This window comes from Pseudoalteromonas sp. SWYJZ19, from assembly GCF_015864375.1.
Classification (GTDB): domain Bacteria; phylum Pseudomonadota; class Gammaproteobacteria; order Enterobacterales; family Alteromonadaceae; genus Pseudoalteromonas; species Pseudoalteromonas arctica.
The window spans coordinates 58,782-73,466 of record NZ_JADYXI010000008.1; the positions used below are offsets into that span (position 1 = coordinate 58,782).

Annotated in this window: 16 protein-coding genes; 3 read left to right on the forward strand and 13 right to left on the reverse strand. The window is 40.1% G+C overall.

Annotated features, from left to right (window positions below; genetic code table 11):
- Window positions 1–80 precede the first annotated feature (80 nt).
- The 13 genes from flgL to I6F45_RS10030 all read right to left on the reverse strand — a co-directional run bounded on the left by flgL (window position 81) and on the right by I6F45_RS10030 (window position 12,936).
- Window positions 81–1,334, reverse strand: coding sequence for a flagellar hook-associated protein FlgL (flgL, locus tag I6F45_RS09970; protein ID WP_165740349.1), 1,254 nt, complete (start codon window positions 1,332–1,334; stop codon window positions 81–83).
- Window positions 1,335–1,336: 2 nt separating this feature from the next.
- Window positions 1,337–3,340: a flagellar hook-associated protein FlgK gene (flgK, locus tag I6F45_RS09975; RefSeq protein WP_165740347.1), complete on the reverse strand. Its 2,004-nt coding sequence runs from the start codon at window positions 3,338–3,340 to the stop codon at window positions 1,337–1,339.
- 1 nt (window position 3,341) lies between these two features.
- Window positions 3,342–4,358, reverse strand: a complete 1,017-nt coding sequence (flgJ, locus tag I6F45_RS09980) for a flagellar assembly peptidoglycan hydrolase FlgJ (RefSeq protein WP_197160377.1) — start codon at window positions 4,356–4,358, stop codon at window positions 3,342–3,344.
- A gap of 166 nt (window positions 4,359–4,524) precedes the next feature.
- Window positions 4,525–5,619 carry a flagellar basal body P-ring protein FlgI gene (locus tag I6F45_RS09985; protein ID WP_165729500.1) on the reverse strand — a complete coding sequence of 365 codons (1,095 nt, stop codon included), beginning with the start codon at window positions 5,617–5,619 and terminating at the stop codon, window positions 4,525–4,527.
- 11 nt (window positions 5,620–5,630) lie between these two features.
- Window positions 5,631–6,314, reverse strand: a complete 684-nt coding sequence (gene flgH, locus I6F45_RS09990) for a flagellar basal body L-ring protein FlgH (protein ID WP_002959418.1) — start codon at window positions 6,312–6,314, stop codon at window positions 5,631–5,633.
- Window positions 6,315–6,330: 16 nt separating this feature from the next.
- Window positions 6,331–7,119, reverse strand: coding sequence for a flagellar basal-body rod protein FlgG (gene flgG, locus I6F45_RS09995; protein WP_002959420.1), 789 nt, complete (start codon window positions 7,117–7,119; stop codon window positions 6,331–6,333).
- A 21-nt stretch (window positions 7,120–7,140) separates the two neighbouring features.
- Window positions 7,141–7,884, reverse strand: a complete 744-nt coding sequence (locus I6F45_RS10000; RefSeq protein ID WP_007581863.1) for a flagellar basal body rod protein FlgF — start codon at window positions 7,882–7,884, stop codon at window positions 7,141–7,143.
- Between the two features lie 157 nt (window positions 7,885–8,041).
- Window positions 8,042–9,409: a flagellar hook protein FlgE gene (gene flgE, locus I6F45_RS10005; RefSeq protein ID WP_165740344.1), complete on the reverse strand. Its 1,368-nt coding sequence runs from the start codon at window positions 9,407–9,409 to the stop codon at window positions 8,042–8,044.
- A 59-nt stretch (window positions 9,410–9,468) separates the two neighbouring features.
- Window positions 9,469–10,149 carry a flagellar hook assembly protein FlgD gene (locus tag I6F45_RS10010; RefSeq protein WP_007581861.1) on the reverse strand — a complete coding sequence of 227 codons (681 nt, stop codon included), beginning with the start codon at window positions 10,147–10,149 and terminating at the stop codon, window positions 9,469–9,471.
- Between the two features lie 13 nt (window positions 10,150–10,162).
- Window positions 10,163–10,594 (reverse strand): flagellar basal body rod protein FlgC, encoded by a 432-nt coding sequence (flgC, locus tag I6F45_RS10015; protein ID WP_007581860.1) that lies wholly within the window; start codon window positions 10,592–10,594, stop codon window positions 10,163–10,165.
- Between the two features lie 5 nt (window positions 10,595–10,599).
- Window positions 10,600–11,007: a flagellar basal body rod protein FlgB gene (gene flgB, locus I6F45_RS10020; protein ID WP_002959431.1), complete on the reverse strand. Its 408-nt coding sequence runs from the start codon at window positions 11,005–11,007 to the stop codon at window positions 10,600–10,602.
- Window positions 11,008–11,152: 145 nt separating this feature from the next.
- Window positions 11,153–11,983: a CheR family methyltransferase gene (locus tag I6F45_RS10025; RefSeq protein WP_007581859.1), complete on the reverse strand. Its 831-nt coding sequence runs from the start codon at window positions 11,981–11,983 to the stop codon at window positions 11,153–11,155.
- Between the two features lie 20 nt (window positions 11,984–12,003).
- Window positions 12,004–12,936 carry a chemotaxis protein CheV gene (locus I6F45_RS10030; protein ID WP_007581858.1) on the reverse strand — a complete coding sequence of 311 codons (933 nt, stop codon included), beginning with the start codon at window positions 12,934–12,936 and terminating at the stop codon, window positions 12,004–12,006.
- A gap of 140 nt (window positions 12,937–13,076) precedes the next feature.
- Here I6F45_RS10030 and flgA point away from each other — a divergent pair, with 140 nt between their 5' ends.
- The 3 genes from flgA (at window position 13,077) to flgN (ending at window position 14,605) form a co-directional block, all read left to right on the forward strand.
- The gene (gene flgA / locus I6F45_RS10035; protein ID WP_165729499.1) at window positions 13,077–13,784 is read left to right on the forward strand and encodes a flagellar basal body P-ring formation chaperone FlgA; all 708 of its coding nucleotides are present in this window, start codon (window positions 13,077–13,079) and stop codon (window positions 13,782–13,784) included.
- Between the two features lie 76 nt (window positions 13,785–13,860).
- Entirely contained in the window at window positions 13,861–14,181 is a 321-nt protein-coding gene (gene flgM / locus I6F45_RS10040; RefSeq protein WP_007581856.1) for a flagellar biosynthesis anti-sigma factor FlgM, read from the forward strand.
- Window positions 14,174–14,605, forward strand: coding sequence for a flagellar protein FlgN (flgN, locus tag I6F45_RS10045; protein ID WP_024589967.1), 432 nt, complete (start codon window positions 14,174–14,176; stop codon window positions 14,603–14,605). Before flgM ends, flgN begins: the two co-directional genes overlap by 8 nt.
- Window positions 14,606–14,685 lie beyond the last annotated feature (80 nt).

Below are 14,685 nucleotides of genomic sequence, written 5' to 3' on the forward strand. Positions count from 1 at the left end.
ATAGTTATTGCCGCTTTAAAGTAGGTAAAGCGGCAAGGTATTTCTGCTTATAATCTGCTTATAACTTGCTTATAACTTGCTTATAAGTAATCGAATAACGAGAGGTTAGTTAAACGGCCAAAAGTTGCTTGCGATGCTTGCAGTGCCGTTTCTTGTTTGGTTAGTTCGCTAATAGCTTCTGCCATGTCTACTTCGACTAAATCAGAAAGGTTACTTTTGTTTTGAATATCTTGTGCAAGGTTAGAGTCGCTAACGCTATCAACTGCGTTCATACGCCCACCTAAACTTGCTTGGGTAAACACAACTTGTTCACTGGCATTTTGTAATTGCACTAAGCCATCGGCTAACACTTCTTGAAAATCATCACCTTCAAGTGTGCCATCATTTAAACCTGTAATAAGTGATTGTAATGTATTGAGTACGTTTTCTTTGCCTGGCTTTTCAAGGCTAAAATCAAGCTGCCCAGGTGCTGAACCTTCAAATTCAATCTTCATACCTGCAAAATCGATTGGCTCATCTGTAACCTCACCCGTTACTGCGGGGGTTAGTGCTGCGCCGTCTCGGTATATTTCGTAGGTTTGTGGATCAGTTGCTGTAGCACCTGGGCTTACTAATACACTATAAGTATTTGCTGTTGCTGAAGCTGTTGGGTCTGCGTTGTAATTTGCTTGATGAAATTTATCAAACTCAGCTTGGCCGTCAACATATACACTTGCCGCTGTAATAGAGCCTGAAACACTTGCCGTGTTAGATTCTACATTTAATCGCGCGTTAGTTTTTTCAAACGTATCAAAACCGTTATCACTCGCTTTAATCGATACACCTTCAGCTATAGTTATTTGGTGCTGGCCTTGGTCGCCATTATAGGTGTACTCACCCGCTGCAGAATCAAACTGATATGGCTGCGTACTGTCTTGGTATCCTGAAAATATGAATTTTCCGTCTTCTGATCGGGTGTTCATTAAGTTAGCTAACGTTTGTTGAATGCCGCTAAGTTCTGATGCAATCGATTTTAAATCGTCTTTAGTGTACGCACCATTACCAGCTTGAATAGTGAGTTCTTGCGCTTGTTGAATATTGGTATTTATACTTTGCAATATGGTTTCCTCTGTTTCGAGGCGTCCACTTAGCTGAGCAATATTTTTTGTATATTGCTCGTTTGTTTGTATTTTATTTGAATATAGCATTCCTTGCGAAATAGCAGCTGGCGCTTCTGAGGTAGTTAAATACTTTTCACCTGTAGTTACTCGCTCTTGAGCATTTGCAACACCTTGTTGGTTGTCGAGTATTTTATTTATGTTGTTTTGGTACATTAAATTATTTGATAAACGCATAATTACCTCGCCGCATTTAATAAGGTGTCAAAAATTTCTTGAGCTGCTGCTAAAACTTGTGCTGATGCTGAATATGATTGTTGAAAACGCAGTAAATTTGCGGCCTCTTCATCAAGGTTTACTCCAGATAGTGATTCATACCATGCCTCAGATTGCTGTGCTAGAGCGTCAAATGCAGCCCCACTTGTGATTGCTTGGCCAGTTATAACACCTATATCACTCACTAATCCTGAATAAGCTTGGTTGAACGTTTTATGGTTGTCGGCCGTTGCTGTTGTTTCTACGTTTAGACGGACTAATTCACCATTTTGTAAATCAGCTAATTTTAAACCATTTCGGTTATCATCAAAACCGCCTTCGTTAAACTCAAGTGTAAAGGTGTCGCCTGTTGCAGGTGTGCCTTCTATATCAAAATCGAATCCGTAGGTATCAAATGGAGCACCCGCTTGCGATAACATTCCTTTTGCAGGAGGCGTAATAGTAAAAGTACTCGTTCCGCTATTATCAGTAATTTGATATTCATTAGCATTACCTGTTTTAACAAGCGTTATTTCACCGTTTGTTAAGCTTGGTGTTGAAGTAAATCCACCGGAGGTAACACTTGTTACTTCTCCCGCTGAAATAGTAGCGGTACCTATATTATTTAAATCATTAGCAGTACGAATAGGCGATGCTAGTGCTAAATCTTCTGCGCGCCCTGTTGCAAGTGTAATGCTTGAAGCAGCATCTGAATTAAGCTTTATTTGAAATTGATCACCCTCAACACCTGCCCCAGACACATTTACTTGAAGGCCAAATGATTCTCCGGTAGTAATAGTCGATGAATCAATAACACCTGTCGATATATCAGCAAGTGAAGGCTGCCCTAACGGATCGCCTTTGTTATCTATAGGCTGAATACTTACTTCATTAGCATTGCCTGTATAGGTAATAATAAAGTCACTGGCAGGGAGTTCACTGCCCTTACCTGGCTCTACCGTTGCAGTCATACCGGCAGTACCTGTGTTAGCTTGATACGCATAAGCGCCAACGGTAGGAATATTAAAAATATTACCCCCTAGCTGACCTGTTGCATCCATACCCAATTTGTTTTGTTCGTTAAATGCATCAGCTATCGCTAAGCCCATTTGACCAATTTGGTTTTGCGCAGGGACTAATATGTCATCTCTAAAAGCAAGTAAGCCGCCAATTTTTCCTTTAAGCTTACTTACATCAACTTCAAGCGGCACTGCTTTGCCACCATTAACGTCAAGCGTGAATTCTTTAAAATTAGGATCGGGGTCGCCTGTCATCGAAAATAAGTTAAATGCGCCATTTTGCATAACCACCGCTTCGCCTGTGCCCATAAAAACGAGTTTTTCGCCATTTGGACCATCAAGCGTTTCTATGTCTATTAGCTCTGATAAGTCGCGTATTGCTTTATCGCGTTCGTTATAGGTAGAGCTCGCATCTGCGGCGTTATTAGTGCCATTAACTGCTGCAATATTTTGATTTAGCGTGCTAATACTTTGAATTAGTGAGTTTGCTTCATCTGAAAATATTTCGAGCTGCTCGTTCACTACACTTTTTTGATCAAGCACGATGCCCGAAAGTCTATCCATTTGATCAATTAAGCTTTGCGCATCTGTCATTACTAATGAGCGGGCAACGGTAGATGACGGCTGATTAAGCGCTTCTTGCACGTTATTAAATAAAGAGTTAATTCCGGTCGAAAGGTTGTTCGACTCTTCAGAAAAAATAGTATCAACTCGATTAGCCTCAGTAATAAACTGATCGAAAAACGATTTATTAGAGGTGTCACGATTTAGCTGTGACTGAGCAAACTCGTTTAGTAATCGGTATGTTTCGCCTCGCCCTACTTGGTTATCAACCATAGTGGTAAATTCAGTACGCTCACGTACGTAGCCTACGGTATTTACATTGGCGATATTTTTACTTGTCGTTTGCAATAGCTCCGAGCTTGCTCTAACCCCAGAACTGGCAATGTTTAATAAATTAAACGACATGTTACTCTACTCCTTGGCGGATCACGTTTGCCGCAATGTCTTTTAGCTGACTGCTATTGAGTACTTTTTTTATTTTGCTGGCATAATTTGGATCGGTTGCATAACCTGCTTTTTGTAATGAATCTAAAAAGTCATTTGGTTTTGCTGTATTTTGTAATGCTTCTTTGTAGCGTGGGTTTTGCGTTAAAAAATCAACGAAGTCGTTCACGCTATCTTTAATTGAATCGTAGGCTCTAAAGCTGGCTTGTTTTTTAACGGGTGTGCCTTGTTCAAACTCAAGCGTTACTTTGCTTGCTTTATCGCCTTCCCAGCTTTTATCTGACTTAATATTAAATAAGTTATTTGAGCTGCCACCGTCACTTTTATTAATAATGTGTTTACCCCAACCGGTTTCAAGTGCCGCTTGAGCAACCATTACCGCTGGGTTTAAACCTATTTTTTGCGCTGCAGTTTTAGCGTGTTCCCACACTGAACTTACAAACTCTTCTGCATTTTTAAATGTTGGGCTATCGGTTTTAGACTCTGTAGTATCGACTTTAGGCTCAGCAATATCGGCTTTAGTACTCTTAACGATAAGATCGGGTTGCTTATTTTTTTGCTCATGAGGAAGAGCTGATCCGACTTGCGTATCGCTGAAAATATCGTTGGTTGTTCTAAGCACCGAGCCTGGCATAAAGTTTTTAGACTCAGGCGATAACTGCTGAACAATTAAATCGGCAAGGCCTAACGATCCATTTGATGAAAGCTCTGTTGAAAGTTGCTGATCGTGCATTTCTTCAAAAAACTTTACGCCACTTGAATTAAATGGGCTGTCTTTGTCTTCAAATGCTTCGTTAGCTTTGCGCATTCCTTTGAGCAACATTTGCGTAAAAATAGCTTCAAATTGTGCGGCCGCTTTTTTGAGCGCAGCTTTGGAAGCATCAGTTGATGCATCGCCACTCGTTAAGGCTTCTTTACGAAGTGAATCTAAGTTGCCTAAATCAAAAAAGTTTTGTTTATCGAGGTGATTAGTTTCCATCGGCTTTTTGACACAAAATGAATAATGCAGTTAAAAATGCAAAAATTGAGCCACTACCGATAAAACAAGGAAGATAAAAATAATAAACTTAAGTTGCTGTAAATAAAAAGCCCTAGCTTCAAAAATATAGGGCTTAAGTAATACGTTATTTATTGACTTGGGTTATTTATATAACAACTAACTGTCCGTTAATTGCGCCGGCTTCTTTTAGTGCTTCTAAAATAGCCATTAAGTCACCAGGCGCTGCGCCTACTTCGTTAATTGCGCGAACTAAATCGTCAAGGCTTACACCTGGATTAAATACAAAGGCGCGCGAGTCGTCTTGGTTTACATCAATAATACTTTGCTGTGTGACAACTGTATCACCGTTTGCTAGCGGGTTTGGTTGTGACACATTTTGTTGCTCTGCAATTGTTACTGTTAAGCCACCGTGAGTTATAGCCGCAGGCTGAAGCTTAACGTTTTTGCCAATAACAATTGTACCGGTGCGCGAGTTAACTATAATTTTAGCGGCCATGTCAGCTGGTTTAAATTCTAAGTTTTCGAGTGTCGATAAGTACGATACACGCTGGGATGCATCGCGTGGTGCAATAACACGGATAGAAACAGAATCAATTGCTTGTGCGCTATTTGGGCCAACTAAGTCATTAATTGTTTTTTCTAGGCGTTTTGCCGTTGTAAAGTCTGGACGGTTTAGGTTGAAGGTAATGTAATCGCCTTGCATAAATGGGCTTTCTACAGTGCGTTCAACTGTTGCGCCATTTGGTATACGACCAACTGTAGGGGTGTTAATTACAACCTTACTACCATCAAGGCCTTGTGCGCCTAAGCCACCAACAATTAAGCTTCCTTGTGCAATTGCATACACGTTACCGTCTACACCCTTTAAAAAAGTTTGTAGTAAAGTACCGCCACGTAAACTGCCTGCACTACCAATAGAAGAAACCGTAATATCTATTGTTTGCCCGGGCTTTCTAAATGCGGGTAATTCTGCATGCACAGCAACAGCGGCAACATTTTTAATTTTAGGACTTTGAGTTGAAGGCAGCGTAATACCAAAGCTGTTCAACATGCCTCTAAAACTTTGTTGTGTATATGAGTTTTGCTCACCAGTGCCCGGTAAACCAACCACTAAGCCATAACCAACTAATTGGTTAGAGCGCACGCCTTCAACCATAGACACATCTTTTATGCGCTCAGCACTGGCAGTAAACTGCCAACCCAATAACGCAACTAAACATAAAGCTTTAAGGCTATTCATGTTGTTACCCTCTAAAATGGAAACAGCGAACTGCTAAAGAAACGTGTAAGCCAACCAGGACTTTGCGCTTCTTGCGTTTGCCCTTTACCTGAGTATTGAATACGTGCATTAGCAATACGATTTGATTCAACCGTATTATCGGCGCTTACGTCTTGAGGGCGTACTAGCCCTTCTAAACGAATAAACTCTTCACCGGTATTAAGCGTTAGCCATTTTTCGCCGCGTATAACTAAGTTACCATTAGGTAAAACGCGCATTACATTAACCGAAATATCACCCACTAAGCTGTTTGACTGGTTTGATTTTGAATCGCCCGTAAACGACGAATCGCTACCAATACCAAACTGAATACTATCGCCACCTATATTTACAGGTAGACCACCTAATCCAATAACGGGGTCTAAGCTTGCGTCGGTTTCTTTGTCTGTTTCTGTTTTAGCGGCTTTTGTTGCTTGAGTAGACTCTTGCAATTTAACCGTAATTATATCGCCAGTACGTAGCGCTTTTTTATCAGAATATAAGTCGTTTGATGTATGAGTATTAAACAATGAACCTGTGGCTACCAGCGGCTCTAAAATAGGCTCGGGGTACATAGGTGCGTAGTAAGGATCGTCCTGTACTACTTCACTATTTTGCGTAGACATACAGCCACTTAAAAATAATGTGCCCGCTGCAAATAAAATAATATTACGCATAATTCCCCCTACTCTATTAAAGCTGTTGATTGATATAACTCATCATTTCGTCAACGGCCGAAATTACTTTTGAGTTCATTTCGTAAATACGCTGAGTTTCTATTAGGTTTACGAGCTCTTCAGTTACATTTACGTTTGAAGTTTCGAGTGAGCCTTGAATAATGCTACCTAACCCTTCAACACCAGGGTTACCTTGTACCGGCGCACCACTTACAGCTGTTTCGGTATAAAGATTTTGACCGATTGGCTCAAGACCCGACGGATTAATAAAATCACTAATAGTCAGCTGACCAATGACCACGTTATCGGCTTGGCCTGCAACACGTACAGATACTTCGCCGTCTTGCGAAACCGTAATTGATTGCGCGTCATCTGGTACATTCATTTCTGGCTGAATCACATAACCTGCGCCCGATGTAACAATTCGTCCATCGCCATCGGTAGTAAACTGGCCGTTGCGCGAGTAAGCAATATTGCCATCTGGTTGCAGTACTTCAAAAAAACCTTCGCCAGAAATCATCCAATCTAGTGAGTTTTCGGTGGTCAACATGTTGCCTTGCGTAAACTCTTTTTGGTTAGCTACAACTTTTGCACCCGCACCTAACATTAGGCCCGATGGCATTTCGGTATCTTGCGATGAACGACCGCCCGGCTGATTAATATTTTGATAAAGTAAATCTTCAAATATAGCGCGACTTTTTTTGTAACCTACGGTACTCGCATTCGCTAAGTTATTTGAAATAACCGATATATCGGTTTGTTGGGCGTCTAGCCCCGTTTTACTGATCCACAATGCTGGATTCATAATCGTGTCCTCACTTTAAAGTTAAACAATGCGTAACAGCTGATCTTGACGCTCGTCAATTTCTTCAGCTGTTTTCATTAATTTCACTTGTAATTCAAATTGGCGCTGGTGGCTTATCATGTCGACCATTTCGTGAACTGGGTTCACATTCGACATTTCAAGCGAACCACTTAAAACTTTTACATTGGCAGAGGTATCTACTGTTACATTTGCTTTTGGTCTAAATAAACCATCGTTACCTTTTTCGAGCTGTGAGCTATTTGCTTCTACCACTCTAAGCGTGTCTATTTCTTCTAAAAAGTTAGCGGGGGCGCCTTGTGGTCGAACTTGAATAGCGCCATCTTGGCTAAACCCTATTTTTTCGACTGGGACGGGTAAAATAACAGGTCCCCCTTCGCCAATAACTTGACGACCGTGGCTGGTTACGAGCATGCCTTGAGCTGTAACGTTTAACGTACCCACTTTTGTGTAAGCTTCATTACCGGAGGCATCTTGCACAGCAAGCCATGCGTTATCGCTCATTGCGATATCTAAGTCTCGCCCGGTTTGAACAATGCCACCCGATACCATGTTTGAACCCGGACGCTCTTGCATTGAAAATACACGTGTAGGCAAACCTTCGCCAAACGCTTGCATAGAACGCGCCTGCGCAAAGTCAGCTTTAAAACCCGTTGTATTTGCATTTGCCAAATTATTGGCTTTTAAAGCAAGCCCTTGTAGGCTTTGCTTAGCGCCAGAGGCCGCAATGTAGACCATTTTGTCCATAGTATCGACTCACATAAAAAATCTCTGAACTTACAAATGCAAAATAGATGCCAGATTAAATTTGACGCAACATTGAGAGGTATTTAGAAGGGCTTGCAAAGAGGACTTATAAAAAAGGCTGCAAAAATGCAGCCTCATATATTTAATAGGGTTTAGCTTATCGAATCTGCAAAATACTTTGCTGAATAGTTGAGTTAACTTCAAGCGCACGTGAGTTTGCTTGGTAATTACGCTGTGCAGTAATTAAGTCTACAAGCTCATTAGTAAGGTTAGTATTTGATTGCTCAAGTGCTGATGAGTTAATTCCACCAAACGTACCCGAACCAGCTTCACCCGCTACAGGTTCACCTGAATCAATACTTTGCTTCCAGCTTGTATCACCCACTTGTGATAACCCTTGTGAATTTGGAAAACGTACCATAGCCACTTGGCCTAGGAATGTTGAGTCACCATTACTGTAAGAAGCGACAATTTTACCGTCTGTTCCTATATCAATTCCGGCTAAACGACCAACCGTTGAGCCATCTTGATCGAGTGCTTTTACTTCAAAACCACTTGAATACTGAGTTGGGATACGTCCTGCCGTGTTATTTTCATCGCGCCAGTTAAGCTCAATACCAGTACCTGGGAAAGTTGCACCATTGTCTAGTAATGTTGATAAACCAGCACCAGAACCCGCTGGTAGTAGTATTTCATCAAAAGTAGTTGTATTTGTATTTGCCACACCACCTGTTGTTGATGGTAAACCACTTGAGTTAAAACCAAGGGTGGTAAGTGGTGTATAAGGCGCGGTTTGTTCTCCACCAGTTGTGCCATCAACTACTTTGCCATCGAGTGTTGCGTATACTTCCCAACTGTTATCTGTACCACCTGCTGCGGCATCATCTTCTTTAGCAAAAAAGTATTGTAAAATATGTGGTTCACCTAGTGAATCATATACCGTTGTTGACGTAGATGAGTTATAAGTACCACTAGACGTAGGGTCAAAATCTAGACCTGTTGGATCCGCCGTTGCATCTAAGTTAAACGACAAAAATACATTTTCTGTTGCGCGAGGTGAACCAGACGAATCAGGGATTTGAATTGGATCAGTTGTGCTCAAACTTACCGACGTTGTATCACCTGTAGATGAGTCAACAGGGAATGCTTGTAAAAAGTTACCTTTTGCGTCAACCATAAAGTTATCTTGGTTAAGCTTAAATGCACCTGCACGTGTATATGTTAAATCTTGCGAAGATAAATCGTCGGTCATCGCAAAATAACCTTCACCAGTGATTGCTAAATCAAGTGAGTTATTTGTAAATTGTAGTGAGCCTTGATGAAACTGCTGCGCAACCATGGTTGTTTGCACACCGTCACCATTTTTAGTCTTACCAGAGCTAAATACTGATGAAGCGTAAACATCGGCAAACTCAGCGCGTGACTCTTTAAAACCTGTGGTATTAACGTTTGCAATATTATTTGCCGTTACGTCTAAATCTTTTTGCGCGGCAGCAAGGCCGGTTAATGCAATATTGAAGCTCATAATTCACCTCTAACCTGTTAGTCTGTGGCCTGCTAGCAGGCGAAAAATACTAAAATTTATTACGCGATTTCTGCTACATCTGTCAGCCTAACCGCACCTTCTTTAGTGTTAATAATAATGCCACTTGAGCCATTAATATTAACGCTTTCAATGTTCTTGAATGTAGCAATGGGCAAGCTTGAAAATTCGCCGTCAGTACTTCCTTCGGCGGTTACTGAGTATTCACCTTCAGGTAAACGCTCACCGGCTTCATTTTTGCCATCCCACGCAAAACGTACTGCACCTGCTGATTGAGAACCCATATCAATAGTTCTCACTAGCTGACCTGATGCATCTGTCACTTTAATTTTTAAGTTATCAACGGCTTCTTCTGCCACTGCCGAGCCTCTGGCATCACCCGTTTCATTTAAATCTAAGGTGTTTGACTCAAGTAAAGCTTGCTTGCCAACAAGTGTTGATGCTTGCAAAGCTGAATTTGATGTCATAGATGACGCTAAGCTATCAAAATTTGAATTTAAATCGCTAATGCCTTGCGCCATTGTGAAACTAGTCATTTGCGCAATCATTTGATCGTTATCCGCAGGGTTACTGGGATCTTGAAACGATAATTGCTGAGTTAACAAAGAGAAAAAGTCTTCTTGTGTTAACGCATCACTCTCATTATCACTGGTCGCTACTTGCGATTCTTGCCAGCGTATAGAGTCTAAATAGGATGAAGATGTACTAATATCATTACTCATAACCTACCCTCGGTTACCGCTGCCCTAGCAACAGTGTTTTACTTAGCATTTGCTTTGCTGCATCAGCAACTTGCACGTTTGTTTGGTAAGAACGAGAGGCAGAAATCATATTTGCCATCTCCTCTACAACATTGACGTTGGGTTTATAGATATAGCCATTTTCATCCGCACTTGGATGGTTTGGGTTATATTCAATTTGTAATGGTGCATTACTTTCAACAATGCCCAAAACCTTAACACCAACTGCGGAGCCCTGTTGGTTACTTACTGATGCTGAAGCCTTTGTTAGCTCAGCCGCAAATACAGGTTGGCGCGCTCGGTACGTTTTGTCTTGAGATGAACTAATGGTATTAGCATTAGAAATATTACTAGCTGTAGTATTTAAGCGAACGTTTTGTGCGCTCATACCCGAACCTGCAATATCGAAAACATTATATAAACTCATAATTTTTATCCTTGACTACCGAGAGCTTTATTCAGGCCTTTAAATTTACCGCTTAAAAATTGCAAGCTGGCCTGATACTCCATAGCATTCTGTGTATACAAGTTTCGTTCCACTTGTATATCAACCGAGTTACCATCACCTGTATCTGATTGATTTGGCAAGCGAAATGATTCTGAACTGCCCATACTATGAGTACCTCCACCAATGTGTTTATCATTAGTTCTTACCATAGTATTGCCGCTTTGCTGGGTTGACCTTGCCGCTTTTAATGCAGAGGCAAAATCAATATCTTTTGCTTTATAGCCAGGCGTATCAGCGTTAGCTATATTAGTTGCAATTAATTCAGCTCGCTGTGAACGGATCAACATGGCTTGCGGATGCACACCTAATGCTTTATCAAAACTGATAGCCATAACCTTCTCCAAAAAATTGACTTACCCATGAATAAAGCAAAAAATAAGCCATTAATATTAGGAAGTGTTATATTTTTATAAGGCTATGTATCTAAATAGAAAAACGACGCTTGATGCGTCGTTTTAGGGAAATGAATTAACTTAATTATTTCTTTTGGTAAATGATACCGGGGTTGCATCTAACCATATCAAATTCAGTACTTAGGCCAGTTAGGGACTCTGACGCTCCTAAAAATAAGTACCCTTTTGGGTTTAATGCTTGTGCAAACTGGTTAATAATTTTAGCCTTTATTTCAGGCGCAAAGTAAATAAGTACATTACGACAAAAAATAATATCAAACTTGCCCATTAACGCGTAAGAATCAAGCAAATTCAGGTGCCTAAAACTAACTTGTTTTTTTATTGTATCGTTTACTTGTGCCATACCATTGCCGCTGTCTTTAAAAAACTTTTTACGACGCTCTGCAGATAACCCTCTGGCAAGTGCAAGCGCGTCATATTCTGCATTTTTACACATATCAAGCATGGTATTAGATATGTCGGTACCAATAATTTGTGCACCCATACGAAGCACACCAGGTTGCTTAGTATTAAATTCAGCTACTGACATAGCTATTGAATAGGGTTCTTGTCCTGATGAGCTGGCAGCAGACCAAATTTTTAAAGGCCTTCTTAAGTCTTTAAACTCAGGAAAAAGCTTATTTTGGAGCAACTCAAACGGGTATTGATCTCTAAACCACAACGTTTCGTTTGTGGTCATTGCATCAACCACTGCGGCTCTTAATTGCCGCTCGTGAGGCCCGAGAGTTTTACTAACCAACTCCGATAAAGATCCCACATTAAATCGAGTCATTAACGGAGCAAGTCGGCTTTTAACTAAATACTGTTTGTTTTCACCTAAAACAATGCCGCATTGCTGCTCTAAAAACGAACGAAACTGGTCGTATTCACTTTGCTGCAAATCTTTATTATTCAAGTTAGTAGCACCTATTTTTGTTAATCACAATGAACCCACTTTTTAACCGCTGTTGCTAATTCGTCTGGGTTAAATTTAGCAATAAAGTCATCTGCCCCGACTTTTTCAATCATAGCCTGGTTAAAAACACCACTCAAAGAGGTATGCAAAATAACATGCAAAGGTGCAAGTTTGGGATCTGCTTTTATTTCAGCTGTTAAGGTATAACCGTCCATTTCTGGCATTTCAACGTCTGAGATAAGTAACGCTACTCGCTCAGTAATATCGTTTTTACAATCAAGCTCTGCTATTTCTTTTAATCTTATAAGTGCTTCTTTACCATTTTTGGCAAGCTCTGTTTGCACGCCTAACGGCTCTAGGGCACGTTTAACTTGATTACGCGCAACAGCAGAGTCGTCTGCAATAAATACGATACGTTCGCCTAAATCTTTTTGAATATCGCCGCTTTGTGCAACTTCAGCACTTACTTCTGTGTTTACTGGGCAAATTTCGTTGAGAATTTTTTCTACATCGAGAATTTCGACTAATTCATTTTCGATTTCGGTCACTGCTGTTAAATATGAATAACGTCCGGCGCCTGATGGTGGTGGCATTATTTTTTCCCAATTCATATTTACAATACGTTCAACTCCGCCCACTAAAAACCCTTGCACAGAGCGATTGTATTCAGCAATGATTATAAAGCTGTCTTTAATGTTGTCGATTGGGCGCCCACCTACAGCCATTGATAAATCAATTACTGAAATAGTTTGACCACGAATATGTGCAACACCACGAATATACGGATTAGATTTTGGCATGCTTGTTAGTGGAGGGCATTGCAGCACTTCTCTCACTTTAAATACATTAATACCAAAACGCTGACGCCCTCTGAGCTTAAATAAAAGTAATTCTAGGCGGTTCTGCCCAACCAACTGTGTGCGTTGGTTTACTGAGTCTAAAATGCCTGCCATTCAAATCTCCTAAAGAAAACAAATAATACGGAACGATAATTGCTTTCTATTTATAAAGCTACATAACATCGCGGGTGCGTCTACTTTTTGACGCAAAATATTTATACCCTGTTTGAAACCATAAGCATAGTCGAAACATTATGAGTTTGTTAAAAAAAATCAGAAGATACAGTGTTTTTTATTTTGTTACTAGCTTGTGCTTTGTATTCCCTTTGCAAGCTAAAGTGTTTAGTAAAGATTTATTACAAGACATGGCCGTTGCTTATATAGCTAAGCAGATTGGTACATTGCAAAATACTAATACTCAATTAAGTGCACTGCCTTTAGATAGTCGCATTCCTGATCGTGTCTGTAATACTGAGCTTGAATTATCAACATCCGATGAGCCACCATTTAACCGCCAAGTAACCTTACAAGCTAAGTGCAATGATGCGCAAACGTGGGCTCAATACGTTCATGTAAGAGTTGTTGAAATGGCCCCAGTTGTTGTTGCCACCGCTAATTTATCCCGCGGTGAAGTAATAACTAAATCGCATTTAAGTATTGAAATGAAACCAACTCACTTTGTACGAATACAGTACTTAGATGACCCCACAATGTTAATAGGCAGCAGAAGTAAACGAAATATTAGAAGTGGTATGCCAGTATTACTAAACCAAATTTGTATGGTGTGTAAAGGTGACTCTGTTAATATTTACGCTAACCTTAGAGGCCTTAGAATTAAAACCACAGGTATTGCTTTAGAAGACGGTACTTTGGGCGAACAAATACAAATAAAAAACAAAAAATCAGGTAAAGTTTTAAATGCGCGAGTAGATGGTGTAGAGTCTGTTCAGGTGAATATTTAATTTAGATTTATACTAAAGTATCCTACGTATATGCCGATAACATGGCATAAGTTGGGTAATATACGGGTTTATTATTATGGTTAATCAAGTTAATGGCAGTAATCAACAAGCTAATGCGTTAACAAATGCAAAGCAACAACAAGTTGATTTAAAAAAAGATAACGCAAATACACAAGCGACGCAGACTCCTTCGCCTAAAGCAGCAAGTGACTCTGTAAGCTTAACGCCGCAAGCGCAGCAATTAAAAACGCTTCAAGATAAAGCACAGCAATCGTCTGGATTTGACAGCGATAAAGTTGCTGAGCTTAAAAAAGCAATAACCGAAGGTAAATATCAAGTGGACAGTGAAAAGCTTGCTAAAAACTTAGCTGATTTTGAGTTTAATGTGTATGGCTGATCATAATAGTTTAATTAGCGTAAAACTAAACCAACAAGTAAGTTGTTTAGATTCTTTGCATACGCTATTAAACGACGAGCTTACTGCTATTGCTTCACGACGTGGTGCTGGTTTAAAAGAAATTACCCAACAAAAAATGTCTTTTTTAACTAAGCTAAGCACTCTTGATAAAGAGCTAAGTAAGCTTATTGCCAGTAACGATACACAAAATCCTGAAATATCTGAGCTAATAAGCCAAGTTAAAACTCAACTTGCGCAATGCCAAAAACAAAATAATGTTAATGCTCATGCTGCCCGCCAAGCGCAACTTAGTGTTAAACAATTAAAAGAGATATTAATTGGCGCACCAACGTCAATGACCTACGATCAAGCCGGTAAATCTGTAAATACCGAGAGTAAATTGGTTCGTAATTTAAAAGCGTAAGCCCAAAATTTTACATTAAAAAAGCCTTATTGATATATCAATAAGGCTTTTTTAATGTCCTTTGTTCTTAAATTTCGTTA

Bases quoted from the DNA above. Each gene is read 5' to 3' on its own strand.
- I6F45_RS10000 (WP_007581863.1), bottom strand. From the start codon at position 7,884: ATGGACAAAATGGTCTACATTGCGGCCTCTGGCGCTAAGCAAAGCCTA.
- flgE (WP_165740344.1), bottom strand. From the start codon at position 9,409: ATGAGCTTCAATATTGCATTAACCGGCCTTGCTGCCGCGCAAAAAGAT.
- flgM (WP_007581856.1), top strand. From the start codon at position 13,861: ATGGTTAATCAAGTTAATGGCAGTAATCAACAAGCTAATGCGTTAACA.
- flgL (WP_165740349.1), bottom strand. From the start codon at position 1,334: ATGCGTTTATCAAATAATTTAATGTACCAAAACAACATAAATAAAATA.
- flgH (WP_002959418.1), bottom strand. From the start codon at position 6,314: ATGCGTAATATTATTTTATTTGCAGCGGGCACATTATTTTTAAGTGGC.
- I6F45_RS09985 (WP_165729500.1), bottom strand. From the start codon at position 5,619: ATGAATAGCCTTAAAGCTTTATGTTTAGTTGCGTTATTGGGTTGGCAG.
- flgA (WP_165729499.1), top strand. From the start codon at position 13,077: ATGAGTTTGTTAAAAAAAATCAGAAGATACAGTGTTTTTTATTTTGTT.
- flgK (WP_165740347.1), bottom strand. From the start codon at position 3,340: ATGTCGTTTAATTTATTAAACATTGCCAGTTCTGGGGTTAGAGCAAGC.
- flgG (WP_002959420.1), bottom strand. From the start codon at position 7,119: ATGAATCCAGCATTGTGGATCAGTAAAACGGGGCTAGACGCCCAACAA.
- I6F45_RS10030 (WP_007581858.1), bottom strand. From the start codon at position 12,936: ATGGCAGGCATTTTAGACTCAGTAAACCAACGCACACAGTTGGTTGGG.
- flgB (WP_002959431.1), bottom strand. From the start codon at position 11,007: ATGGCTATCAGTTTTGATAAAGCATTAGGTGTGCATCCGCAAGCCATG.
- flgC (WP_007581860.1), bottom strand. From the start codon at position 10,594: ATGAGTTTATATAATGTTTTCGATATTGCAGGTTCGGGTATGAGCGCA.
- flgJ (WP_197160377.1), bottom strand. From the start codon at position 4,358: ATGGAAACTAATCACCTCGATAAACAAAACTTTTTTGATTTAGGCAAC.
- I6F45_RS10010 (WP_007581861.1), bottom strand. From the start codon at position 10,149: ATGAGTAATGATATTAGTACATCTTCATCCTATTTAGACTCTATACGC.
- flgN (WP_024589967.1), top strand. From the start codon at position 14,174: ATGGCTGATCATAATAGTTTAATTAGCGTAAAACTAAACCAACAAGTA.